This is a genomic window from Janthinobacterium aestuarii, assembly GCF_046113285.1.
Classification (GTDB): domain Bacteria; phylum Pseudomonadota; class Gammaproteobacteria; order Burkholderiales; family Burkholderiaceae_D; genus Janthinobacterium.
In genome coordinates this window covers 3,399,332-3,424,224 of sequence record NZ_CP142524.1, presented here as the reverse complement: position 1 = coordinate 3,424,224, position 24,893 = coordinate 3,399,332, and the positions used below count along the sequence as shown (strand labels likewise).

Here is a 24,893-nt window from a genome sequence, read left to right as displayed (position 1 = left end):
TCATTTCACTAACAACGAGCCCCTCTTCGGACCGGGGAGGGGCTCTTGCAGCCTGACGAAAACAAATCACTTATACAAGGGAGATGGGAATGCACTTGAAAAAACTGATGTCCGCCATGGTGGCGGTCGGACTTGGCTCAACCGCGCTGGCGTCGACGGCGCTGGCAGCGGAGGAGGAAAAACTGGCGCGCGTCGAAGTGACGGGTTCCAGCCTGAAGCGCATCAACGCGGAAACGGCGTCGCCCGTGCAGGTGATCAACGCCAAGCAGATCGAAAACATGGGCGCGCTCACCTTGCTGCAGGTGCTGGACAACCTGCCTGCGGCCCGTCCGGCGCAGCAGGACTTCCGTTCGATGTTCACGGGGTCCGATGGCGGCTCGCAGGCGAACTTGCGCGGCCTCGGTGCGCAGGGCACGCTGGTGCTGCTCAATGGCCGCCGCCTGTCGTTCTATGGCGCGCCGGCCGGTTTCCAGACCATGTTCGTCAATATCGACGCCATTCCCGCCGCCGCCATCGAGCGCATGGAGATTTTGACGGATGGCGCGTCGGCCGTGTATGGCTCCGATGCCGTCGCCGGCGTCATCAACGTGATCACCAAGAAGTCGTATCAAGGGCTGGAGGCGCGCGCCAACGGCGAGTTTTCGCCCAGCGTGAAAGCGTACGGCGAACGCCAGGCCAGCGTGCTGTATGGCGTGGGCGACCTGGCCAGCGACGGCTACAACATCTACGGTTCCGTCAACGTCTACCAGCGCGACCGCATTGCGCTGGCCGATACCTGGCAGAAGCGCCCCTCGTATTTTTATGTGAACAATCCCAATTTCATCCCGAACATGCGCGTGGGCGTGGGCAGCGAACCGGGCGTGATGAATCCGGGGACCTTCTTTGTCTTCGACAAGGCCAACAACAATGCCCGCACCCAGCGCGCCGCCCCCGGCTGCAACAACAGCATCACCGAAGCGTCGGGCACGCGCTGCGTGTGGAATGCGCTGCCCAACCAGCTCGATACGGGCCCCACTTCGGAGCGCGCCACGGCCTACCTGAGCGGCCGGCTGAAGCTGGGCGGCGACATGGAAGCGTTCGCGGAAGGTGCGTTCACCCACATCAAGATGCGCGGCGAGAATGGCCCCTCCAGCTTCAACAGCGGCAGCACGAACAACTGGTTCGCGCGCAATACGGGCACTACCCTGAACACCTTCGCCACGCCTTTCCTGAGTCCCAACAACGTCTACCTGAAGGGCAAGCTCGATGCCGACATGGTGGCCAAGATGGGTGGCGCCGCCGGCTTGAACTACCTGCTGCAGGATGCCACGGGCCACTTCGGCCAGAAGAATGTCGATGAAAACTACCGCGCGCTCGTCGGCCTGCGCGGCAGCATCGGCGGCGGCTGGGATTTCGAAACGGCGCTCAGTGTGGCGGGCAGCCATTCCACGCTGTTCCAGACGGCGAACGTGAATATCAATGGCTTCAAGCAGGCGTTCGGCCCGTTCACGAAAGATCCCGTCAGCGGCCGCACGTATATCTCCGACAATCCCGCCTACAAGTTCGGCGAAATCAGCGAGGCCAATGCGGCGCTGCTGCGCGCCGCCTATCCGACCTTCGCCATCGAATCGTGGACCAAATTGATGACGTGGGACGCCAAGCTGGAAGGCACCCTGTTCAAGCTGGGCGAGCGCGAAGTGCGCGCCGCCGTGGGCACCAACGTCATGCGCGAAAGCTTCCTCACGCCCGGCAACGCGGATGCGGCCAATGGCCTGATCACGCAGCAGGGCGGTTCCTGGTTCGATGGCAAGCGCACCATCGCCGCCGTGTTTGGCGAAGTGGTGGTGCCGCTTTCCGACACACTGGAAGTCAATGCGGCCGCGCGCCTGGACAAATACCCGCATTTCTCGGCCAACTTGGCGCCCAAGCTGGGCGTGATCTGGCGCGCGCGTCCCGACCTGATGCTGCGCGGGACGTATTCGGAAGGCTTCCGCGCGCCCAACCTGGCTGAATCGGGCTCGGGCGGCGTCTTTGCCCAGGTGGGCGGCATCCGCGATACGGTGCGCTGCGATGAGACGAATGCCATGGCGCGCGCCCTGATGAAGTCCAGGGTGGCGACGGACGCGGACCTGGGCAAGAGCCTGCTCAATTCGAACTGCTCGACGACGGTGGGCGGCCTGACGCCGCCGAACCAGAACCTGCGTCCGGAAAAGGCCAAGATTTCCACCGTGGGCCTGGTCCTGCAGCCGGCCAAGGACGTGAGCATCTCCATCGATTACTGGTTCATCAACCGCCGCGACGAGATCGTGCGCCAGGACTTCAACGAACTGTTTACGGAACTGGTGGACAAGTACGGCCCGACCCTGGCCGGTACATCGAGCGCCATCCGCAACGACTTGACGGACACGGACCGGGGCAATATGGCGGCGGTGGCGGCCATGTGCGCCAATCCCGCCAACGCGGGCGTGTGCGCGGGCGGCGTGCCGGGCTACTCGGTGGGCAATCTGGGTGGCTTGATCAACTCGTATTCGAACCGCGGCCGCACCCTCATGGACGGCGTGGACATCGACGCGCGCACGCGCTTTGCGCTCGGCGACTGGGGCAAGCTGAGTACCGGCATCGCCGCCACCATCCGCAAGCGCGACACCCACGACAGCGAAGACGGCAGCGATATCAAGGGCAATACCGTCGGCTACTACGATTCGCCGCGCTACCGCGCCACCGTCAACGCCGACTGGAGCTACCGCAATTTCGTCAGCAGCGTCTTCATCAACTATTCTGGCAAGACGCGCTGGGCCTACGGTCCGTGGGACAAGGACAACACGCCGGAAAACTGCACCGCCGCCTCGGTATCGCTGCCAGCCGGCCAGTGCAAGGGCGCGCCGTCGTACACCACGGTGAACCTGGCCTTCAGCTGGAAGCCGCTCAAGAACCTGGACGTGGGCCTGAACGTGAAGAACGCGTTCAACAAGCAGCCGTACTACGACCCGAACGGCTGGGAAGGCTACAACCATAGCCAGGACCTGTTCGGCCGCCAGTTTGCCCTGTCGGCCAGCTACAAGTTCTTTTAAGACGTGACGCCGCCCCGGCCTGCCAGCGGGCCGGGGTATCGTCATGAAAAGAAAAAGACAATATTCCGAAATGCGCAATACGAAAGATAAACGTAAGTGAAAGGGGATTGCCATGGCTACTTTCGCGTTTTTCCATCGGGATTGCCGTGTGGAATGTCTCCTGCGGGCCGCCTTCTTGCCGGCGCGTGTATCCGCCACGCCACGATAACGAAAGTTATTTGCCGCATGACGGATTGAATCGAAAGATAAAACGTCTTTATTTACTGAATTTAGCGATAAATTTGCGCTGTAACTTTCTTTTTGTTGACGATACTTATTTTTCTTTTTAAAGTAATCCCAAGAAAACGAAAATCAGCCAAGACGGACTGATTTCCCGGAAGGAACGGCTGCCTGGCTCTCCCTTCCGACGCTCACCATAAAAATTGCATCCCCCCGACTTCGCCCTGGAGCGGGGAGGGCGCGTATAACCCTCGATATAGACGGAGAGACACATGCATACCACCCGACTCAAATTGCGCGACATCAGCCGCGCCGCCGCGATCGTGATCGCCCTGGCGGCCGGCGTGCCAGGCCAGGCCTGGGCACAGTCGAACGCCACCAGCACCATCTTCGGCGAAGTGAGCGCGCCCGCCGGCGCCACCGTGGTGCTGGAAAACCTGGCGACGGGCGTGCAGCGCACCCTGACGCCGGATACGTCGGGCCGCTATGTGGCCAACTCCATGCCGCCGGGCCGTTACGCGGTGCGCGTGCTGCGCGCCGGGTCGGTCGAAGCGTCGCAGGAAGTCGAAGCCCTGATCGGCGCGGGCGCCGAAGCGAACTTCGGCCCGGCCAGCGCGGCCGGCCCCGTGGGCCAGGAACAGACCGTCGTGGTGAAGGCGTCGCGCAATCCGATCGACGTGTCGAACACGAACAATGGCGTGATCTTCACGGCCAAGGAATTGAAGGCGCTGCCGGTCGGCAATGACGTGGCCTCCATCGTGCAGCTGACGCCGGGCGTGTCGCGCGGCACCAATAGCGTGTACGGCAATGCGCCATCGATCGGCGGCTCGGGCCAGTCGGAAAACGCGTTCTACGTCAACGGCTTCCCCATCACCAACATCCTGACCCAGGTGGGCGCGTCGGAACTGCCGTTTGGCGCGATCTCCAACCTGCAGGTGCTGTCGGGCGGCTATGGTTCGGAATTCGGCCGCTCCACGGGCGGCGTGATCAATATCACCACCAAGAGCGGCGGCAACAAGGTCGAATTCGGCGGCAAGGTCTCCATCATTCCCCGTTCGCTGAAAGGCGAGCCGGAAAACACGTATTACCCGAACACGGGCGCCAATTCCAAGACGGACGGCAACCTGCTGTACTGGAACCGCGACAACGGCAGCACCAGCAAGGTGGTGGGCCTGTACGGCAGCGGTCCCCTGATCAAGAACAAGCTGTTCGCCTTCGTGGCGCTGGAACAGACGCGCACCGACAGCCAGGCCGTCGCCGCCACCGCCGACTCGGGCACGGCCCTGGCGCGCGGCTGGAGCACGAGCCAGAGCAAGGTGGACCGCATGACGGCCAAGCTCGATTTCAACCTGACGGACGACCATCACTTCGAATATACCAAGCTGTATGACCGCACGAAGACGGACAGCCAGGCGTATGGCTACAGCTACGCCACGCATGCGAGCAACGGCGTACAGGCAGGCAAGGGCGAGACGACGGTCAACTGCTGCGGCTCGTCGGCCGCGCCGGGCGCCAACATCGACATCTTCAAGTACACGGGCTACCTGACGGACAACCTGACCGTGACGGCCATGATGGGCGAATCGCGCACCTCGCACACGCGCACGCCGAACGGCTACAATCCGCTGCTGGCGCAAACGTCGTCGAACGCATCGACCCAGGTGCCGGGCCTGACGTACGCCAATCCGCAGACGGTGACGGGCACCCTGGTCGACCCGTCGTCGGAAGACCGCCAGAAAGCCAAGCGACTCGATCTCGAATACAAGCTGGGCAAGCATTCGCTGCGCGGCGGCATCGACCGCATCGACGTGGAATCGAAAGTGGGCCTGAGCCTGGCCGGCGGCTACCGCTGGAGCTACCAGCGCGCCACCGATCCGAACCGCCCGATCAACGGCGCGTTTGAGACGCCGGCCCAGGGCGGGGGCTACGGCGCGCAGGGCTACTACGTCAGCAAGGACTTGAACGCCAACCTGGCGCGTCCGACCAGCGTGCAATCGGCGCAATACATCCAGGATCACTACCAGGTCACGGAACGGGTGCTGCTGGACCTGGGCCTGCGCCGCGAACAGTTCACCAACTACAGCACCGATGGCGTGGCCTTCATTTCGCAGCGCAATATGATCGCCCCGCGCGTGGGCGCCACCTGGGATTACCTGGGCGACGGCACCCTGAAATTCTTCGCCAACGGCGGCCGCTACCACCTGCCGGTGCCATCGAATTTGTCGAGCAACATGGCCAGCCCTTTCCTGGCCACCAGCGAGATGTACACCTACACGGGCGTCGATCCCGTCACGGGCGCGCCGACGGGCCTGCATGCGATCAGCAAGCCGTATTCGGCCAACAACGCGTATGGCCAGAGCCGCGATGCGCGCGAAGTGACGGCCATCGGCCTCAAGCCGCTGTCGCAGGATGAATTCTCGCTCGGTTTCGAACGCGCCCTGAGCAAGAAGCTGGTGGTGGGTGCCAGCATCCTGTACCGCAAGCTGAACGACACCAACGACGACACCTGCGACGCGCGTCCGCTGCAAGCCTGGGCCACGCGCAACAGCGTCGACACGAGCAACTGGGGCGGCTTCCAGTGCGCCATCATCAACCCGGGCCGCGACAACAGCCTGATGGTGGACTTCGACGACGGCAAGGGCTTGCGCCGCGTGGATATTTCGGCGGCCGAGTGGGGCAACCCGCTGCCATCGCGCACCTACCGCGCCCTGAACCTGTTCGTCGAGCACCCGTACACGAACGGCTGGTACGGCAAGCTGACCTACACCCTGTCTGCGCTGAAGGGCAATATGGAAGGCCAGACGGACAGCATCGGCGGCGGCGACGTGGGCCTGACGGTCAGCGACGACCACAAGGAACTGATGTACAACGCCTATGGCTACCTGCCGGGCGACCACCGCCATGCGTTCAAGGCCTACGGCTTCATGCAGGTGATCCCGGACGTGACGGTCGGCGCCAACCTGTCGCTGACCTCGGGCGCGCCGCGCAACTGCATCGGCGCGCTGCCCGACAACCTGAAGTTCGAGAACGACTACGGCGATTCCTACTTCTATTGCAATGGCAAGCCGGCGCCGCGCGGCAGCCAGGGCCGCCTGCCATGGCAAGCCCAGCTGGACATGAATCTGGCCTATACTCCCAGCGCCGTCAAGGGCCTGAGCCTGAAAGTGGACGTGTTCAATGTGTTCAACAGCCAGACCGTGACCCGCTACAACGAAACGCGCGAAGACCACGGCGCCATCGCCCGCAGCTATCTGCAGGTGGCGGGCCGCACGGCACCGCGTTCCGTGCGCTTCACGGCGGAATACACCTATTAAACTGCAGCCGGCCCGCCGTGCGGCGGGCCGGCGACGATCATTACCAATGGAAGCGAGAAGAGACCAATGACGACACAATTCAATCGACGCAATTTCCTGTCCGCCAGCGCCGCGCTGGCCGGTGGCGCCATGGCCGGCAGCGCCTTGCTGCCTGGCGAGGCCAACGCCGCACCTGCCGCCGGCCGCGACAAGGTCCGCCTGGGCCTGATCGGCACGGGCATGCGCGGCCAGGTGCTGCTGGCCGAACTGGTGCGCCGCGACGACGTGGAAGTGGTGGCCCTGTGCGATATCGAACCGATCATGCTGAAACATGCGCTGGGCCAGGTGGAAAAAGCCGGCAAGCCGCGCCCGCGCACATATGGCGAAGACCGCGACCAGAAAGCCTACAAGCGCATGCTGGACGCGGGCGGCCTCGACGGCGTGATCATCGCCACGCCGTGGGAATTCCATGCGCCGATGGCGATCGCCGCCATGCAGGCGAAGATCGCCGTCGGCTGCGAAGTGGTGGCCGGCATCACCCTGCAAGACCACTGGGATGTCCTGAATACCCAGCTGAAGACGGGCACGCCGTACATGTTGCTGGAAAACGTGTGCTACCGCCGCGACGTGATGGCGGCGCTGCAGATGGTGCGCGCCGGCCTGTTCGGCGAACTGCTGCACCTGCAGGGCGGCTACCAGCACGATTTGCGCGCCGTGAAATTCAACAGCGGCAATCCGGCCAAGCCGTATGGCGGCGGCGTGGAGTTCGGAGAGAAGGGCTGGTCGGAAGCCCATTGGCGCACGCAGCACTCGGTCGAGCGCAACGGCGAACTGTATCCGAGCCATGGCATCGGCCCCTGCGCCATGTACACCAACATCAACCGCGGCAACCGTTTCACGCGCATCAACGCCTTCGCCACCAAGGCGCGCGGCTTGCATGACTACATCGTCAAGCAGCCGGGCGGCGCGCAGCATGCGAACGCCAAGGTCAAGTTCAAGCTGGGCGACGTGGTCACCACCACCCTGGCGTGCGAGAACGGCGAAACCATCATCCTGCAGCACGATACCAGCCTGCCGCGCCCGTATTCGCTGGGCTTCCGCGTGCAAGGCACGGACGGCCTGTGGATGGACTTGAACAATTCCATCCATATCGAAGGCGTCAGCAAGCCGCACCAGTGGGACGACTTCAAGGCTTACCAGGACAAGTATGAGCATCCCGTATGGCGCAAGTACGCGGCGCAAGCCGAGGGCGCGGGCCACGGCGGCATGGACTTCTTCGTCATCCACGCCTTTGTCGAAGCATTGAAGGCCAACGCGCCGATGCCGATCGATATCTACGATGCCGTCACCTGGAGCGCCATCACGCCGCTGTCCGAGCAATCGATCGCCGCCAACTTCCAGACCCTGGACTTCCCGGACTTCACGGGCGGGCAGTGGAAATCGCGCAAGCCGATCTTCGCCCTCGACGGCAAGTACTAAGCCTTAACGACCCGCTACCGCACCAGTTGCCGTAGCGGGTTTTTTCTTTCCCTATCCATTTTTCAACCGCGGCGCAGGCGCGCAGGCCCTTGTTCGTCCGCCGCAAGCCGTACCACACCAGGAGACGTTGATGAAGCACACAAGTTCATTGCTCTTTGCATTCCTTCCCGCCATGCCGATGCTGCTGGCGGCCTGCGGTGGCGCCACCGCCACCGGCTCGGGCGGCACCGCCTTGCTGGCCGCCACCGTGGCCGCGCCCGCCACGTCCGCCACCGTGGAACTGGCCGGCAACGCCTTCATCACCAGCGGGAATGAGGGCGCCGTCATCAGCGAGCGCGGCCTGTCTGGCTGGAGCAATCCCGCTGCCGTCGCCAGCACCTACTTCCGCGTGGGCGGGGCGGGACCCGTGCAGGTGGCGCTCGACGCCAGCCTGGCCGATGGCGGCAACAGCACCATCCGCGTGAAGGTCAACGGCACGCCGTTCGACGTCAAGCTGGCCGGCAAGGAACGCAAGACCTATGCCGTGGGCACGGTGAACGTGGCGGCGGCCGGCTATGTGAAGGTGGACTTGCAGGGACTGTCGCGCGTGAAGGACACGTTCGGCGACGTCTCCGCGCTGAAGGTGACGGCCAGCGCCGCGCTCACCTACGCCAACGACCCCGCCAATTACTACTGGTCGCGGCGCGGCCCGTCCGTGCACATGGGCTACACGGTGCCCGCCAATACCGAGTATTTCTATAACGAGATGACGATTCCCCAGGGCCAGGACGCGATCGGCTCCTACTTCATGGCCAACGGCTTCAGCCAAGGCTACATGGGCATCCAGGTGAAATCGCCGAGCGAGCGCTGGATCTTGTTCTCCGTGTGGGATGCCGACAATGGCGCGAAAACCACCCTGGTCAGCAAGGGCGCCGGCGTGGTCGACAATGCGTTCGGCGGCGAGGGCACGGGCGGCCAGACCTATCTGTCGTATAACTGGGCGGCCGGCACGACGTACCGTTTCATCACGCGCGCGCGGCCCGACGGCAATGGCGGCAGCGATTACTCGGCCTGGTTCTTCGCGCCCGAGACGGGCAAGTGGCGCTACATCGCCACCTGGAAGCGGCCGGCGATTTCCACGTATTTGACGGGCGTGCATTCCTTCCTCGAGAATTTCATCGATACCCTGGGCTACACGGAGCGCCGCGTCCAGTTCGGCAACCAGTGGGCGAGGAACGTTGCCGGCACGTGGTCGGAAGTGACGGCGGGGCGCTTCACGGGCGACGCCACGGCCACCAGTGCGCAGCGCATGGATTACGCGGGCGGCGTGGAGAACGGCAGGTTCTATCTGCATAACGGCGGCTTCTTTGCCGACTACGTGAAGACCAGCCAGAACTTCACGCGGCCCGCGACAGGCCAGGCGCCCGCCGTCGATGTGAGCGCCTTGCCGATGCAATAGGCGTGGGTGCTTAGCCCGGCCGCTTGCCCGCCATCGCGTCGATGCCGCGATAGTAGGTGAGCGGCCGGCCTATCGTCACGCCCATCAAGGCCGCCGCCTGGATGATGTCGTTTGTATCGCGCCGGTACACGAGCAGCGCATCCATTTCGTCGGAACCGTTGCCGTCGATCTGGATCAGCTCATAGCCGCCTTCGTCCACGGCGCGCTGCGCCAGTTCCGTATCGAGCCACTCGAAATAGGGCAGCGCGCTGCCGCGGCCTGCCTTGAGCATCTCGTACGGGAAGTCGGGGAAGTCGTCGAACATGTCCTGTATCTGTTCGTGCAGCTCATCGAGCTTGTCGCTCGACGCCATATAGCCGCCCAGCTGCGAGAGGATCTCCAGCGCATAGGCCTGGGCATCGCTGTCGATCCACTCGTCGCGTGGCGCGGAGGGCGCAGCGGTGATGGCGGCGACGGCCTCGTCGAGCTCCTCGCCTTCGAGGTCACCGCAGGTCAGTTTGGTCAGCAATTCGGATAGCAGCATGTTCGCCTTTCAATGGGGGATGCATGGCCAGGGTGGCCGGCTTGTCGATGATGTTGCCGATACTATCATTGCCGCGTAGCCGGGAGCGTTCTGCTGAATTTGCAATGCAGGCTACGCCACCGGATACGATCAGCAAGGAAATTTTGGAAAGAAGCGCGTCAAACAAGCGCTGGCAGGGCGCTTGCGCCGCAGCAGCGCATGGATATAGAATGCGAATCATTATTATTTGTGAATCAGGGAGTATGCGACGTGTCGGCTGCCCAACCCGGCGCTCACCAGGAGGTGGGCAGCCTGTATCACGAACACCACCGGTGGCTGCAAGGCTGGCTGCGGCACAAGCTGGGCAACGCCTTTGACGCGGCCGACGTGGCGCACGACACCTTCATACGCCTGCTCAATCGCGACGAAGCCATCGCCGCGCGCGAGCCTCGCGCCTTTTTGACGACGGTGGCCAAGGGCGTGCTGGGCAATCTGTACCGCCGGCGCGACCTGGAGGCGGCTTACCTGGAAACGCTGGCGAGCCTGCCGGCGCAGCACGCGCCCGATCCCGAGGCGCAGGCGATCCTGCTCGAAGCCCTGTTCGACATCGACCGCCGCCTCGATGGCCTGGCGCCTGCTGTGCGCCGCGCGTTCCTGCTGTCGCAGCTCGATGGCATGCCGCAGGCGGCCATCGCGCTGGAATTGAATGTCTCGCTGGCGACCGTGCAGCGCTACTTGGTCAAAGCCATGCATCAGTGTTTCTTTGCCCATCCGGCATCGTGATGGGCGCCTTCACGCCGGAAGCGGCCAGCCTGCAAGCGGTGGAATGGCTGGTGCGCCTGCAGGCCGGAGACGCCACGCCGGAAGTGGAGCAGGCCTGGCGCGCCTGGCGCGACAGCGACCCCGAACATGAGCAAGCCTGGCAGCATGTGGAGGGCTGCATGGCGCGCATGCGTGCCTTGCCAGCGCCGCTGGCGCACGGCACGCTGGCGCGCAAGCCGGTCCATGCGCAGGCGAATGCGGCGCGCCGGCAGTCGCTCAAGCTGCTGGCGTTGCTGGCCGTGGGCGGCGGCGCCTGGCTGGCGGGCGGCGATGAGCAGGCGCGCTTCTGGCTTGCCGACTACCGCACGGGCACGGGAGAATTACGCCACGTCGTGCTGGACGACGGCACGCGCATCGCGCTCAATACGGCATCCAGCATCGACGTGCGTTATGACGCGGGCCAGCGCCTGGTGACGGTAGTCAAAGGCGAGATCATGGTCAGCACGGCGCGCGATCAGGCCGGCCGGCCATTTGTCGTGCAAACGGCACAAGGCCGCTTGCAACCGGTGGGCACGCGCTTTGCCGTGCGCGTGGAAGGAGAGCGCACGCAGCTGGGCGTGTTCGCCGGTGCCGTCGACATTCAACTGGAACAGGCGCCCGATGCGGCGCGCAGGCTGCAGGCGGGCCAGCAAACCAGCTTTACGGCGGCGCAGATCGGCGCCGTTCGGACCTTGGCTGCCGGCGCGGATGCGTGGACGGCCGGCATGCTGGTGGCGCACGATATGCCGCTGGCGGAATTTATCGGCGAACTGGCCCGCTACCGCCCTGGGCGCCTGGCTTGCGATCCGGCCATCGCCCACTTGCGCGTGTCCGGCATCTACCCGCTGGCCGACACGGGGCAGGTGCTCGACATGCTGACGCGCACCTTGGCCGTCGACGTGCGCCAGACCACGCGCTTCTGGGTGAGCGTGGTACCGCATCGGCAGCCTACATGAATATTTTCTGGAAAGTGAGGGGTTTGCGATTTTCGCGTGACATAGCAAGTGAACCCTTCATTCACTTTCAGGAAAACAGTCCGCATGCCCAGCACAACACTTATTCACGTTTCTTCCGCCTCCCGTACCTGCCGCCGCAGCGTGGCGGTGCTGGCCGTCAGCCAAGCTCTGTGGCTGCTCGCCGCCGGCGGCGCCACCATCTTCGCTCCTGCGGCCCAGGCCGCGAATGCGGCGCGCATCGCGCTGGCGATACCGGCCGGCTCCCTGGAACAGGTGCTGGTGCGTTTCGGCCAGGAGACGGGCACCATGATTTCCTACCAGGCCGCCGCCTTGGCGGGCAAGCGCAGCGCCGGCCTGACCGGTAGCTACAGCGTGCCTGAAGCGCTGGGCGCCATCGTCGCCGGCTCGGGCTTGCGCGCCGTGCCGCAGGCCAATGGCGGTTATGTGCTCGACGTGGCAGCGGCCGATGGCGGCCAGACCATGCCCGAGATGAAGGTCAGTGCCAGCTTTGATGCGAACGGCGCGACGGAAGGCAGCGGCGCCTATACGACGCGGACCATGCGCTCGGCCACGCGCCTGGGCCTGTCCGTGCGCGAGACGCCGCAAGCCGTCAGCGTGGTCACGCGCCAGCAGATGGATGACCAGAACCTGCAAACGGTGGAAGAGGTGCTGCAAAACGCAGCCGGCATCGCCATCAACCGCTACGACAGCGACCGCACCTCGTTCTTCGCGCGCGGCTTTTCCATCGCCAGCTACCAGTACGACGGCATTCCCACCACGGTCGACAATGCGTTCAATGTGGGCGACAGCACGCTGGACATGACGGCCTACGACCGGGTCGAGATCGTGCGCGGCGCCACGGGCCTGTTGACGGGCGCGGGCGAACCGTCGGCCACCATCAACCTGGTACGCAAGCGCGCATTGTCGGCGCAGCTGGCCGGGAATGCGGCCCTGAGCCTGGGTTCCTGGCAGAATGCGCGCGCCAGCGCGGACCTGTCCACACCCCTGAGTGCTGATGGCAAGGTGCGCGGAAGAGTCGTGGCCAGCTACCAGGACAGCGAATCGTATGTGAATCTGTATCATGGCAAGAAGGCCATGGCTTACGCCACCGTGGAGGCGGATCTGGCGCCCGGCAGCGTGCTGATCGCCGGCTATGAATACCAGGACAACCGCCCGCGTGGCGGCATGTACGGCGGCCTGCCGCTGTGGTACGCGGATGGCGAACGGGCCATGTTTTCCCGCTCCACCACCACGGCCACCACCTGGAGCCGCTGGTTCAGCACCAGCCAGACTGCCTTCCTGCGCCTGGAGCAGGAACTGGGCAAGGGCTGGAACCTGACGGCCATGCTGAATCACGGCTGGGGCAATTACTCGGCGGCCGAACTCTTCGCCAATACCTGGCCGGACAAGGCCACGGGCCAGGGCGTGACGGGCTACGCCGGCTTTTACTCGGGGACGCGGCGCCAGGACAGCGTCGACGCCTATGTGCAGGGGCCGGTGCAGCTGCTGGGCCGCACGCACGACCTGGCGTTCGGCGTCTCGGGCAGCAACCAGTTCGCCAGCAACCCCGGCATTGCCGGCGGCAGCGTCGACTACGGCAATTTTCATCAGTGGCAGGGCGTGACGCCGGAGCCGGACTGGAACGACCCGAATTTCTCGCGCTGGAAGCTGCTCGACACGGTGCAGCAGCGCGGCATCTATGGCACGGCGCGTTTTTCGCTGGCCGATCCCCTGAAGCTGATCGTCGGCGCGCGCTACAGCCGCTACAAGGCGGACCACGTCGATGACTGGGGCGGCGGCTATGCGTATGCCAAGCACGCCGTCACGCCATATGCTGGCCTGGTATGGGATATCGACCAGCAGCACGCGCTGTACACCAGCTACAGCAAGATCTTCAAGCCGCAGGGCTACCAGGACCGGTTTGGCCGCTATCTCGACCCCGTGCAAGGCAAGAATGTGGAAGCGGGCGTGAAGGGCGAGTATTTCGGCGGCAAACTCAATGCGGCGCTGGCCGTGTTCCGCATCGCGCAGGATGGCCTGGCGCAGGAAGACACGGGCCATTTTGTCGGCAATTCGCTGACGCAGGCGTACTACGCGGCCTCGGGCACCACCAGCAAGGGTGTGGAACTGGACTTGTCGGGCGAGCTGGCCAAGGGCTGGAACGTCTCTGCCAGCGTGTCGCATGCCGCAGCCGAGGACAACACGGGCGCGCGCCTGAACAGCTATGTGCCGCAGACCTTGGCGCGCGTGTTTTCCACGTACCAGCTGCCTGGCGGCTGGCGCACCTTGTCCGTGGGCGGCGGCGTGAACTGGCAGAGCGGCGCCTACCGCGATGCCACGGGGCCGGATGGCACGGAGCGCGTGGAGCAGGGCGGCTATGCCGTGGCCAGCCTGATGGCGAAATACGCGCTGTCGCGCCAACTGTCCCTGCAGGCCAACGTCAACAACCTGTTCGACAAGCATTACTACAGTCAGCTTGGCATGTACAACCAGGGGTACTGGGGTGCGCCGCGCAACGCCAGCGTTACCCTGCGCTACATCTTCTGATGCGCTTGCCTGGTGCTACAGCGGCCATGCCTGTTTGGTGACGGCCACGGCGACGATGTAGGCGAAGACCAGCACGGCGAGGGCGAAGGCGGCGCCGCGCACGGCCGGCGTCTTGCCCCGTTTCAGCGCGATGGTGCCCAGCACGATGTAGGCCACCAGCGCGCACAGCTTGGCGGCCAGCCAGGGCTGGCTGCCCGGCGACTGGCCGCTCCACACGGCCAGGGCGATGGCGCTGGCCAGCAGTGCCGTGTCGACCAGGTGCGGCAGGATTTTCACCCAGCGCTGCTGCAAGGCGGGCGAGGCGCGCAGCATCCAGGCGCCGCGCAACAGGAAAAGACAGCCGCTGGCGGCGGCGCAGCCCATGTGGAAATGTTTGAGGCTCAGATAATCCATGCGTGATGTGGTGGCGTTGATTGATGGTGGCGCCAGCATAGCCGCCTTTGGCGTCCTGCGCCATACGCCGTCGGGACGAGATGCAGCTAACGCAGGAATTTCACGTACACGAACTCCGGATCGCCCTCATCGAGATGGTCGATCCGGCCGCTGCGCACGAAGCCCGCGCCGGCGAACAGCCGTTGCGCGGCGCCGTTCGACTGGTTCGTCGAGGTGAATAGCTTCCCTGTCTGGCACGCGTCCGCGGCGGCCGCCAGCAGGCGCAATCCCACGCCGCAGCGCTGGTGCGCGGGCGCGACCACCACCAGCGAGACAAAACCGTGGCCGAAGAAGTCGTCGTGCAGGAGCACATAGCCTGCCATCTGGCCGGCCCGGAGGGCCACCTGGCAGTGGCCCTTGCCGACGGCGGCGCGCACGGCCTCGCCGCGCTCCGGGTGCGTCTGGGCATAGGCATCGCAAGCCAGCATGGCTTTCACATCGCCAGCTTGGGCCACGCGCGTGATGATGTCGTCTGTTTCGTGCCTGTTCTGCATGCCGCTCCTTTTCTCCAGGCGCCGAGTGTGCCAAAAATGCGCCGGTTTGTAAAACACCCGCCATCCAGGCTAGGCGCGCACCCCGTCATCTAGTCACTTTTGCCGATGCGGCTATCCAGATTGCCTTCCCGGAATCACCCTGTGGCCGATAGTGCCTTTCGCCGCTGCCACGTAAGCTGGTCGGGACGGCTGGCCAGACGGCCAGTGCATTCATGGAGAAACATCGTGGCTACCCTAGATGGCACTAACAAGAACAGTAACAGCAGTAACAAGGCAGTCGAACCGGGCATGCGGCGCAAGCAGGCGTCCGTATTAATCAGCAGTACCTTCGCATTTACCATCTGCTTTGCAGTCTGGATGATGTTTGCCGTACTGGGCATCCCCATCAAGACCAGCCTGGGCTTGACTGAAACGCAATTCGGCCTGCTGGCCGCCATGCCCGTGCTGACGGGCTCCCTCGTGCGCGTGCCGCTGGGCATCTGGACAGACAAATACGGCGGACGCCGCGTCTTCTTCCTGCTGATGCTGGCCAGCGTGGTGCCGATCTACCTGATTTCCTACGCCACCGCCTACTGGCATTTCCTTGTGCTGGGCATGTTCGTGGGCCTGGCGGGCGGTTCGTTTTCCGTCGGCACGCCGTACGTGGCGCGCTGGTACGAAAAGGAGCGCCGCGGCCTGGCGATGGGCATTTTCGGCGCCGGTAACTCCGGTTCCGCGCTGACCAAGTTCGTCGCGCCGGGCATCGTCGCCGCCTTCGGCTGGCAGATGCTGCCCAAGGTGTATGCGGTGGCCATGCTGGCCACGGCCATCATCTTCTGGCTGTTTTCGTACACGGACAAATCGCACCTGGCGCCATCGGGCGAAAGTTTTTCGGCCCAGATGAAGGTGCTGAAGGATCCGCGCGTGTGGCGCTACTGCCAGTACTACTCGGTGGTGTTCGGCGGCTACGTGGCGCTGGCCCTGTGGATGACGAAGTATTACGTGGCCGAATACGGTTTTGATCTGAAGCACGCGGCGCTGCTGGCCGCCTGCTTCTCGCTGCCGGGCGGCGTGCTGCGCGCGCTGGGCGGCTGGATCTCCGACAAATACGGTGCGGCGAAAGTCACCTGGGCCGTGATGTGGGTGTGCTGGGTGTGCTTCTTCCTGCTGTCGTATCCGCAAACGCAGATGGTCGTGGAAACCGTCACCGGGCCGCTGGCCTTCCATATCGGCCTGTCGCCGCTGTGGTTCACCGTGCTGCTGTTCATCGTCGGCATCGCCATGGCCGTCGGCAAGGCATCCGTCTTCAAGTTCATCGGCGATGATTTTTCCGACAACATCGGCGCCGTCTCGGGCGTGGTGGGTCTGGCCGGCGGCCTGGGCGGCTTCATCCTGCCCGTGATGTTCGGCGCTCTGGTGGACTTCACGGGCGTGCGTTCGAGCTCCTTCATGCTCCTGTACGGCACCGTCTGCGTTTCCCTCGTCTGGATGCATTTCTCGTTCAAGCCGCTGCGTGCGGCACCAACTACTCAACCTGCAGGAGTTAAAGCATGAGCCGCTATATGATCAATACCTGGGAGCCGGAAACCCCGAGCTTCTGGCAAAGCACGGGCAAGGCCACGGCCGCGCGCAATCTGTGGATCTCGATTCCCGCGCTGCTGCTGGCGTTTGCCGTGTGGATGGTGTGGAGCGTGGTGGTGGTCAACCTGCCCAACATCGGTTTCACCTACAGTAACAACCAGCTGTTCTGGCTGACGGCCTTGCCGGGCCTGTCCGGCGCCACCTTGCGCATCTTTTACTCGTTCATGGTGCCAATCTTCGGCGGCCGGCGCTGGACGGCCATTTCCACGGGTTCCCTGCTGATTCCCGCCATCGGCATCGGCCTGGCCGTGCAGGACGTGAACACCGGTTATCCGACCATGCTGATCCTGGCGCTGCTGTGCGGCTTCGGCGGCGGCAATTTCGCCTCGTCGATGGCCAACATCAGCTTTTTCTATCCGAAGGCCAGCAAGGGCTTCGCGCTGGGCATGAATGCGGGCCTGGGCAACCTGGGCGTGTCGGTGGTGCAGTTCGTCGTACCGCTGGTGATCACGTTCGCCGTCTTCGGCGCCTGGGGTGGCGATTCGCTCACCTGGGTCAAGAATGGCGTGAGCAAGGAGATGTGGCTGCAAAACGCGGGCTTCATCTGGGTGCCGTTCATCGCGCTGTCCACTTTGCTGGCCTGGTTCGGCATGAATGACCTGGCGTCGGCCAAGGCGTCATTTTCCGAACAGGCCGTGATCTTCAAGCGCAAGCACAACTGGCTCATGTGCTGGCTGTACACGGGCACCTTCGGCTCCTTCATCGGTTACTCGGCCGCGTTTCCGCTGCTGATCAAGATCCAGTTCCCCGACGTGAACCCGCTCGATTACGCCTTCCTGGGACCGTTGGTCGGCGCCCTGGCGCGCGTCGCCGGCGGCGTGATTTCCGACAAACTGGGCGGCGCACGCGTCACCCTGTGGTCCTTCCTCCTGATGATAGGCGCCGTGCTGGGCGTGCTGTACTTCATGCCGCAAGCCGGCGGAAGTGTGCACACTGCGGGCAGTTTCAGCGGCTTCTTCTGGATGTTCATGCTGCTGTTCGCCGGCACGGGCATCGGCAATGCGTCGACCTTCCGCATGATTCCCGTGATCTTCCTGACGGAGCATCAGCGCGCTGCGGCCGGCAAGGGCAAGGCGGCGCAGGAGCAGGCGATCGTCGACGCCAACAAGGAAGGCGCGGCCGTGCTGGGCTTCACGTCGGCAGTGGCGGCCTACGGCGCCTTCTTCATCCCGAAAAGCTACGGCACGTCGATTGCGCTGACGGGCAGCCCCGACGCGGCCCTGTGGTGCTTCATCGGCTTTTATGTCAGCTGCATCGCCATCACCTGGTGGTGCTATGCGCGCAAGAATGCGCTGATGCCTTGCTAAAGTTGGAATGTCTGGCAAGTCGTTCTTGCCAGACGTTGAGGAAATGAGAGTATGTCATGGAAGAACTGGAAAAATTCGTCAACGGCTTCAGCCTGTTTCAGCAGCAGTATTTCAGCGAGCCGCAAACCTTGTACGACAGCCTGCGTGACGGGCAGCGGCCCACGACCCTGCTGATCGGCTGCTGCGATTCGCGCGTCGATCCCATGCTGCTGACGGGCAGCGACCCGGGCGACATGTTCGTCGTGCGCAATATCGCCAACCTGGTGCCGCCGTGCACGCCAGACGCGCCGCCCGGCGTCAGTTCGGCCATCGAATTCGCCGTCTGCAAGCTCGAAGTGGCCAGGGTCATCGTGCTGGGCCATGCGCGCTGCGGCGGCATCCGCGCGCTGCTGGAACCGCAGCCGCGCGCGGAAGGGCAGGAAACGGACTTCGTGGGACAGTGGATGCGCATCGCCGAACCGGTGGCGCAAAGGGTGCGGCGTGACCTGGCGCACCGCTCGTCGGAGGAACAGCACCATGCGTGCGAACTGGCCAGCATCCTGCAGTCGCTGGACAACCTGCTCACCTACCCGTGGCTCAAGCGCCGGGTGGAGCAGGGCGTATTGAAACTGCATGGCTGGTATTTTGACATCGACAGCGGGGCGCTGATGGCCTATTCGGCGCGCCAGCAGCAGTTTTTGCCGCTCGTCTGTCCGATAGAGCGGGCGCGCCATCTGCATGAGCGCCCTTGGCCGGATGCGGCCAGGTAATCCGAAACGTGCCGCCAACAATGTGTCGGATTACGCTACGCTAATCCGACCTACGTCGCGGCATTCTTCCGCCAATTACGCAAGGTAGGTCGGATTGGGCGGGGCCGCCGAGGCCGCAGGCCGCAATCCGACAACTTCCCTCAGCTAAAACGCAATAAATCCCCGCTGCGGTCAAACGCCAGCAGGCTGTCGATGCGGCCTTGCTCGATGGCCGTCACCATGGCGCGCAGGGGCGCTTCGCATTCCTGCGCGGCGGGCGGCTGGCCCTCGCGACCCGCCAGTCCCGCCACGAAGACCACGTCCCAGTGCGTCTGCATCTGTTTCGACTCCTCCTTCAATGTCTCGAAGCTGCCCAGTTCATCGGGCAGCTTGTCGGCGCACATCACGGGCGTGAGGGACTTGCCCTGGCCGCCAGGCTGGGCCTGCGCCTGGGTAAAGGTGAACAGCAGGCGTTGCGGCTGCTCCTGGTTGCGGGCGCTGTGCAGCAGGCTGGCGTAATCGGTAATCGACATGGTGCTCTTTCTCTGTGTTGAACGATGACGACAGGTATACCGCAGCACGGTCGCGGCGCCCATAGGCAATAGTGACTATCCGGGTGACTACGCGCCTATGCATTCCTGGTGCCGGAAACCGACTTCTTGCCAATACCGCCGGGCACGGCGCGTCGATAGACTGTTTGTATCGACGCGTGGGCCATCCGGCTTGCAGCGTTTTTATGACCTGGCGCCGCTCCGGCGGCGCAATGTGGAGGTAGCATGAGTCACTTTCTGGACCGTCTTAAATTTTTTAGCAAGCCCGCCGAGCCGTTCTCCAACGGCCATGGCACCGTGGTCGACGAAGACCGCACCTGGGAAAACGCCTACCGCCAGCGCTGGCAGCACGACAAGATCGTGCGCTCCACGCATGGCGTGAACTGTACCGGCTCGTGCAGCTGGAAGGTGTACGTCAAGAATGGCCTGATCACCTGGGAAACCCAGCAAACCGATTATCCGCGCACGCGGCCCGACCTGCCCAACCACGAGCCGCGCGGCTGCCCGCGCGGCGCCAGCTATTCCTGGTACGTGTATTCGGCCCAGCGCGTGAAATACCCGATGGTGCGCGGCCGCCTGATGGAAATGTGGCGCGAAGCGCGCAAGACCATGGACCCCGTCACGGCCTGGGACTGGATCAGCCAGGACCCCGTGCGCTCGCAGCAGTACAAATCCATCCGCGGCCTGGGCGGCTTCGTGCGCGCCACGTGGGAAGAATCGAATGAAATCATCGCCGCCGCGAACGCGCTGACGATCAAGAAATACGGCCCGGACCGCATCGTCGGCTTCTCGCCGATTCCCGCCATGTCCATGGTCAGCTATGCTTCCGGCACGCGCTACTTGTCGCTGATCGGCGGCGTGGCCCTGAGCTTTTACGATTGGTACTGCGACTTGCCGCCGGCCAGCCCGCAAGTGTGGGGCGAGCAGACGGACGTGCCGGAATCGGCCGACTGGTACAACTCGACTTATCTGATGGTGTGGGGCTCGAACGTGCCGATGACGCGCACGCCCGACGCCCACTTCTACACGGAAGTGCGCTACAAGGGCACCAAAACCGTGGCCATCTCGCCCGACTACGGCGAAATGGTGAAGTTCGGCGACATCTGGCTGGCGCCGAAACAGGGCACCGATGCGGCGCTGGCGCTGGCCATGGGCCACGTCATCCTCAAGGAGTTCCACTCGGAAGGGCAGAGCGCCTACTTCCGCGACTATGCGCGCCAATACACGGACTTCCCCATGCTGGTGCTGCTCAAGGAGCATAACGGCACCCTGGTGCCCGATTACTTCCTGCGCGCTTCGCACTTGGACAACAATCTCGACGAAACCAACAACCCGGAATGGAAAACCCTGGTCATCGACGAAACCACGGGCGCCATCACCGCGCCGGCCGGCTCCATCGGCTTCCGCTGGGGCGAGTCGGGCAAGTGGAACCTGGAACAGAAGGCCGGCGGCAGCGGCGCGCCCATCGTGCCGATGCTCTCCATGATCAACGACAGCGACGCCGTCACGGAAGTGGGTTTTGCCTACTTCGGCGGCAAGGACGCGTCCGACATGCTGCTGCGCAAGGTGCCGGTGAAAACCATCCGCCTGGCCGACGGCACGACGGGCCTCGTCACCACCGTATTCGACCTGACCCTGGCCAACTACGGCATCGACCGTGGCCTGGGCGGCGAGAACGTGGCCGAGAGCTATGACGACGACGTGCCGTACACCCCCGCGTGGCAGGAGAAGCACACGGGCGTGAAACGCGCCGACGTCATCACCGTGGCGCGCCAGTTCGCGGAAAACGCGGATCAGACGCGCGGCAAGAGCATGGTCATCGTGGGCGCCGGCCTGAATCACTGGTACCACATGGACATGACGTACCGCGGCATCATCAACATGCTGATGATGTGCGGCTGTATCGGCCAGTCGGGCGGCGGCTGGGCCCATTACGTGGGCCAGGAAAAGCTGCGTCCGCAAACGGGCTGGACGCCTTTGGCCTTCGCCCAGGACTGGGTGCGCCCGATGCGCCAGATGAACGGCACCTCGTTCTTCTATGCCCACACGAGCCAGTGGCGCCATGAAAAGCTGGAAACGGGCGACATCGCCTCGCCATCGGCGGCCGGCGGCACGGGCGACCTGACCCTGCTCGATTACAACGCCAAGGCCGAGCGCATGGGCTGGCTGCCATCGGCGCCGCAGCTGCAGACCAATCCGCTGGAAGTGGCCAAGGCCGCCAAGGCGGCAGGGCAGGCGCCGGCCGCGTATGCGCTCGACCAGATCAAGGCGGGCCAGCTGCAGTTCTCGTGCGACGATCCGGACAATCCGGCCAACTTCCCGCGCAATATGTTTGTCTGGCGCTCGAACATCCTGGGCAGCTCGGGCAAGGGCCACGAGTACTTCCTGAAATACCTGCTGGGCACGCAGAACGGCTTGCTCAGCGACGAAGACGACTGCATCACGCCGAAACAGGTGAAGGTGCGCCCGGCCGCCGAAGGGAAGCTCGATCTGCTGGTGGTGCTCGATTTCCGCATGTCGACCACCTGTTTGTACGGCGACGTGGTGCTGCCGACGGCCACCTGGTATGAAAAGGACGATCTGAATACGTCGGACATGCATCCGTTCATCCATCCGCTGTCCGAAGCCGTGCAGCCGCTGTGGCAATCGAAGTCGGACTGGGAAATCTACAAGGGGCTGGCAGAGAAATTCTCGGAAATCGGCGGCGAGCTGCTGGGCACCCAGCAAGACATCATCCTCACCCCGCTGATGCACGATACCCCGGGCGAACTGGGCCAGCCTTTCGATCCGAAGGATTGGCGCGCCGGCGAATGCGATGCGATTCCCGGCAAGACCATGCCGAACATGACGGTGGTCGAGCGCAATTACCGCGACGTCTACAAGAAGTTCACCTCGATCGGACCGCTGCTGGAAACCATCGGCAATGGCGGCAAGGGCATTTCCTGGAAGACGGGCCATGAAGTCGAGGTCCTGCGCGGCATCAACCGCACGGTGCTCGATGAAGGCGTGTCGAAGGGCCAGCCGCGCCTCGATACGGCCATCGATGCGGCCGAGATGATCCTGTCGCTGGCGCCGGAAACGAATGGCCACGTGGCCGTCAAGGCCTGGGCCGCGCTGTCCGCCATCACGGGACGCGAGCACACGCATCTGGCGCTGCCGCGCGAGCATGACAGTATCCGCTTCCGCGACGTGCAGGCGCAGCCGCGCAAGATCATTTCTTCGCCCACCTGGTCGGGCCTGGAAAGCGAGGAAGTCAGCTACACGGCCGGCTATACCAACGTGCATGAACTGATCCCTTGGCGCACCCTGACGGGCCGCCAGCAGTTCTACCAGGATCACCTGTGGATGCGCGACTTCGGCGAGGGGCTGTGCGTGTACAAGCCGGCCATCAACACGAAGACGACGGAAGCGCTGCTGGGCACCAAGCCGAACGGCAACAAGGAACTGGCGCTGAACTTTTTGACGCCGCACCAGAAGTGGGGCATCCACTCCACGTATTCGGACAACCTGCGCATGCTGACCCTGTCGCGCGGCGGACCGCACGTGTGGCTGTCGGAGACCGACGCGCAAGCTGCCGGCATCGTCGACAACGACTGGATCGAGGTCTTCAACGTGAACGGCAGCCTGACGGCGCGCGCCATCGTCAGCCAGCGCATCCCGGCCGGCATGACGATGATGTACCACGCCCAGGAAAAGATCATCAACGTGCCCGGCGCGGAGATGACGGGCAAGCGGGGCGGCATCCATAACTCGGTGACGCGCGCCGTGCCCAAGCCGACGCACATGATCGGCGGCTACGCCCAGCTGGCGTACGGCTTCAATTACTACGGCACGGTGGGCTCCAACCGCGATGAATTCGTATTGGTGCGCAAGATGAACAAGGTCGACTGGCTCGAAGGCCCGTTGCAGGAAGAAGGAGCATAGTATGAAAATCAGAGCGCAAATCGGCATGGTGCTGAACCTGGACAAGTGCATCGGCTGCCACACCTGTTCCGTCACCTGCAAGAACGTGTGGACCAGCCGCGACGGCGTCGAGTACGCATGGTTCAACAACGTGGAAACCAAACCCGGCATCGGCTATCCGAAGCAGTGGGAAAACCAGGACAAGTGGAATGGCGGCTGGCGCCGCACGGACTCTGGCAAGATCGAGCCGCGCCAGGGCAGCCGTTTGAAGATCCTGGCCAATATCTTCGCCAATCCGAACCTGCCCGCCATCGACGAGTACTACGAGCCGTTCACCTACGACTACGAGCACCTGCAAAGCGCGCCGCTGTCGCAGACGCCGCCGACGGCCCGTCCGATCTCCGTGCTGACGGGGAAAAAGATGGAAAAAATCGAGTGGGGCCCGAACTGGGAAGATGACCTGGGCGGCGAGTTTGCCCAGCGCAGCAAGGACAAGCTGTTCGACAACATGCAGAAGGAAATGTACGGCACGTTCGAAAACACCTTCATGATGTACTTGCCGCGCCTGTGCGAGCATTGCCTCAATCCGACGTGCGTGGCGTCTTGCCCGTCCGGCTCCGTGTACAAGCGCGAAGACGACGGCATCGTGCTGATCGACCAGGACAAGTGCCGCGGCTGGCGCATGTGCATCTCCGGTTGCCCGTACAAGAAGATTTACTACAATTGGTCGTCCGGCAAGGCGGAGAAGTGCACGTTCTGCTTCCCCCGCATCGAGGCCGGCCAGCCTACCGTGTGCTCGGAAACGTGCGTGGGCCGCATCCGCTACCTGGGCGTGCTGCTGTACGACGCCGACAAGATCGAGGCTGCCGCCTCCGTGCCGCAGGAGCAGGACCTGTACCAGGCGCAATTGGGCCTGTTCCTCGATCCGCACGACCCGGCCATCATCGCCGAGGCGCGCCGCCAGGGCATCCCTGACCTTTGGCTCGAAGCGGCCGTCAAGTCGCCCGTCTACAAGATGGCCGTCGAGTGGAAAGTGGCGTTCCCGCTGCATCCCGAATACCGCACCTTGCCGATGGTGTGGTACGTGCCGCCGCTGTCGCCGATCCAGGCGGCCGCCGAATCGGGCAAGCTGGGCGTGAACGGCATGCTGCCGGACACGCAAAGCCTGCGCATTCCCGTGCAGTACCTGGCCAATTTGCTGACGGCCGGCGACCAGCCGCCCATCGTCACGGCGCTGGACCGCATGCTGGCCATGCGTGCCTACATGCGCAGCAAGACGGTCGAGAAGGTGGAGAACCTCACGGTGCTCAAGCAAGTGGGATTGACCCGGGCGCAGGTGGAGGACATGTACCACATCATGGCCATCGCCAATTACGAAGACCGCTTCGTTATCCCCAGCAGCCACAAGGAAATGGCCGAGGACAGCTTCAACGAGAAGGGTTCGTGCGGCTTCAGTTTCGGCAACGGCTGCTCGGACGGCAGCAGCGAACCGACCTTGTTCGGCAAGAAAAAACACGGTTCGGCCATCTTCATGCAGATGCCGAAGTCGCGCAAAACGGCGCCTGGCGCTTAA

Annotated in this window: 16 protein-coding genes; 12 read left to right on the top strand and 4 right to left on the bottom strand. The window is 63.9% G+C overall.

Features of this window, described 5'->3' with window-relative positions; all coding sequences use genetic code 11:
* Window positions 1-89: 89 nt before the first annotated feature.
* The 4 genes from OX462_RS15390 (at window position 90) to OX462_RS15375 (ending at window position 9,479) form a co-directional block, all read left to right on the top strand.
* A complete protein-coding gene (locus tag OX462_RS15390) occupies window positions 90-3,050 on the top strand; it encodes a TonB-dependent receptor plug domain-containing protein (RefSeq protein ID WP_409026470.1) in 2,961 nt (986 codons plus the stop codon).
* Window positions 3,051-3,541: 491 nt separating this feature from the next.
* Complete coding sequence (locus tag OX462_RS15385) at window positions 3,542-6,583, top strand: TonB-dependent receptor (protein WP_409026469.1); 3,042 nt, start codon at window positions 3,542-3,544, stop codon at window positions 6,581-6,583.
* A 66-nt stretch (window positions 6,584-6,649) separates the two neighbouring features.
* Window positions 6,650-8,041 carry a Gfo/Idh/MocA family protein gene (locus tag OX462_RS15380; RefSeq protein ID WP_070223645.1) on the top strand — a complete coding sequence of 464 codons (1,392 nt, stop codon included), beginning with the start codon at window positions 6,650-6,652 and terminating at the stop codon, window positions 8,039-8,041.
* 130 nt (window positions 8,042-8,171) lie between these two features.
* Complete coding sequence (locus OX462_RS15375; RefSeq protein WP_409026468.1) at window positions 8,172-9,479, top strand: DUF3472 domain-containing protein; 1,308 nt, start codon at window positions 8,172-8,174, stop codon at window positions 9,477-9,479.
* A gap of 10 nt (window positions 9,480-9,489) precedes the next feature.
* Here OX462_RS15375 and OX462_RS15370 read toward each other — a convergent pair whose 3' ends face one another.
* Entirely contained in the window at window positions 9,490-10,002 is a 513-nt protein-coding gene (locus OX462_RS15370) for a hypothetical protein (RefSeq protein WP_409026467.1), read from the bottom strand.
* Window positions 10,003-10,251: 249 nt separating this feature from the next.
* On the opposite strand from OX462_RS15370, the gene OX462_RS15365 reads away from it, so the two are divergent.
* From OX462_RS15365 to OX462_RS15355, 3 genes are all read left to right on the top strand, one after another.
* Window positions 10,252-10,764: a sigma-70 family RNA polymerase sigma factor gene (locus tag OX462_RS15365; protein WP_099410823.1), complete on the top strand. Its 513-nt coding sequence runs from the start codon at window positions 10,252-10,254 to the stop codon at window positions 10,762-10,764.
* Window positions 10,764-11,738 (top strand): FecR domain-containing protein, encoded by a 975-nt coding sequence (locus OX462_RS15360; RefSeq protein ID WP_409026466.1) that lies wholly within the window; start codon window positions 10,764-10,766, stop codon window positions 11,736-11,738. Before OX462_RS15365 ends, OX462_RS15360 begins: the two co-directional genes overlap by 1 nt.
* An 84-nt stretch (window positions 11,739-11,822) precedes the next feature.
* A complete protein-coding gene (locus tag OX462_RS15355; protein WP_409026465.1) occupies window positions 11,823-14,285 on the top strand; it encodes a TonB-dependent siderophore receptor in 2,463 nt (820 codons plus the stop codon).
* A gap of 15 nt (window positions 14,286-14,300) precedes the next feature.
* Here OX462_RS15355 and OX462_RS15350 read toward each other — a convergent pair whose 3' ends face one another.
* On the bottom strand, window positions 14,301-14,678 hold the full coding sequence (locus tag OX462_RS15350) for a SirB2 family protein (protein WP_070313629.1): 378 nt from the start codon (window positions 14,676-14,678) through the stop codon (window positions 14,301-14,303).
* 86 nt (window positions 14,679-14,764) lie between these two features.
* A complete protein-coding gene (locus OX462_RS15345; RefSeq protein ID WP_070313630.1) occupies window positions 14,765-15,211 on the bottom strand; it encodes a GNAT family N-acetyltransferase in 447 nt (148 codons plus the stop codon).
* A gap of 288 nt (window positions 15,212-15,499) precedes the next feature.
* Here OX462_RS15345 and OX462_RS15340 point away from each other — a divergent pair, with 288 nt between their 5' ends.
* From OX462_RS15340 to OX462_RS15330, 3 genes are read left to right on the top strand one after another with little or no spacing between them, the layout of a single operon-like run.
* Window positions 15,500-16,744: an MFS transporter gene (locus tag OX462_RS15340; RefSeq protein WP_070313631.1), complete on the top strand. Its 1,245-nt coding sequence runs from the start codon at window positions 15,500-15,502 to the stop codon at window positions 16,742-16,744.
* A complete protein-coding gene (locus tag OX462_RS15335) occupies window positions 16,741-18,138 on the top strand; it encodes a NarK family nitrate/nitrite MFS transporter (RefSeq protein WP_070313632.1) in 1,398 nt (465 codons plus the stop codon). The genes OX462_RS15340 and OX462_RS15335 overlap by 4 nt, the downstream gene beginning before the upstream one ends.
* Window positions 18,139-18,194: 56 nt before the next feature.
* Window positions 18,195-18,887, top strand: a complete 693-nt coding sequence (locus OX462_RS15330) for a carbonic anhydrase (protein WP_070223626.1) — start codon at window positions 18,195-18,197, stop codon at window positions 18,885-18,887.
* Between the two features lie 140 nt (window positions 18,888-19,027).
* Here the strand turns inward: OX462_RS15330 and OX462_RS15325 are convergent, their stop codons facing one another.
* Complete coding sequence (locus OX462_RS15325; RefSeq protein ID WP_070223625.1) at window positions 19,028-19,399, bottom strand: ribonucleotide reductase subunit alpha; 372 nt, start codon at window positions 19,397-19,399, stop codon at window positions 19,028-19,030.
* A gap of 243 nt (window positions 19,400-19,642) precedes the next feature.
* On the opposite strand from OX462_RS15325, the gene OX462_RS15320 reads away from it, so the two are divergent.
* Both OX462_RS15320 and narH read left to right on the top strand, forming a co-directional pair.
* Entirely contained in the window at window positions 19,643-23,341 is a 3,699-nt protein-coding gene (locus tag OX462_RS15320) for a nitrate reductase subunit alpha (RefSeq protein ID WP_070313633.1), read from the top strand.
* 1 nt (window position 23,342) lies between these two features.
* A complete protein-coding gene (gene narH / locus OX462_RS15315) occupies window positions 23,343-24,893 on the top strand; it encodes a nitrate reductase subunit beta (protein ID WP_409026464.1) in 1,551 nt (516 codons plus the stop codon).

Bases quoted from the DNA above. Each gene is read 5' to 3' on its own strand.
- OX462_RS15390 (WP_409026470.1), top strand. From the start codon at position 90: ATGCACTTGAAAAAACTGATGTCCGCCATGGTGGCGGTCGGACTTGGC.
- OX462_RS15385 (WP_409026469.1), top strand. From the start codon at position 3,542: ATGCATACCACCCGACTCAAATTGCGCGACATCAGCCGCGCCGCCGCG.
- OX462_RS15380 (WP_070223645.1), top strand. From the start codon at position 6,650: ATGACGACACAATTCAATCGACGCAATTTCCTGTCCGCCAGCGCCGCG.
- OX462_RS15375 (WP_409026468.1), top strand. From the start codon at position 8,172: ATGAAGCACACAAGTTCATTGCTCTTTGCATTCCTTCCCGCCATGCCG.
- OX462_RS15370 (WP_409026467.1), bottom strand. From the start codon at position 10,002: ATGCTGCTATCCGAATTGCTGACCAAACTGACCTGCGGTGACCTCGAA.
- OX462_RS15360 (WP_409026466.1), top strand. From the start codon at position 10,764: ATGGGCGCCTTCACGCCGGAAGCGGCCAGCCTGCAAGCGGTGGAATGG.
- OX462_RS15355 (WP_409026465.1), top strand. From the start codon at position 11,823: ATGCCCAGCACAACACTTATTCACGTTTCTTCCGCCTCCCGTACCTGC.
- OX462_RS15350 (WP_070313629.1), bottom strand. From the start codon at position 14,678: ATGGATTATCTGAGCCTCAAACATTTCCACATGGGCTGCGCCGCCGCC.
- OX462_RS15345 (WP_070313630.1), bottom strand. From the start codon at position 15,211: ATGCAGAACAGGCACGAAACAGACGACATCATCACGCGCGTGGCCCAA.
- OX462_RS15340 (WP_070313631.1), top strand. From the start codon at position 15,500: ATGCGGCGCAAGCAGGCGTCCGTATTAATCAGCAGTACCTTCGCATTT.
- OX462_RS15335 (WP_070313632.1), top strand. From the start codon at position 16,741: ATGAGCCGCTATATGATCAATACCTGGGAGCCGGAAACCCCGAGCTTC.
- OX462_RS15330 (WP_070223626.1), top strand. From the start codon at position 18,195: ATGGAAGAACTGGAAAAATTCGTCAACGGCTTCAGCCTGTTTCAGCAG.
- OX462_RS15325 (WP_070223625.1), bottom strand. From the start codon at position 19,399: ATGTCGATTACCGATTACGCCAGCCTGCTGCACAGCGCCCGCAACCAG.
- OX462_RS15320 (WP_070313633.1), top strand. From the start codon at position 19,643: ATGAGTCACTTTCTGGACCGTCTTAAATTTTTTAGCAAGCCCGCCGAG.
- narH (WP_409026464.1), top strand. From the start codon at position 23,343: ATGAAAATCAGAGCGCAAATCGGCATGGTGCTGAACCTGGACAAGTGC.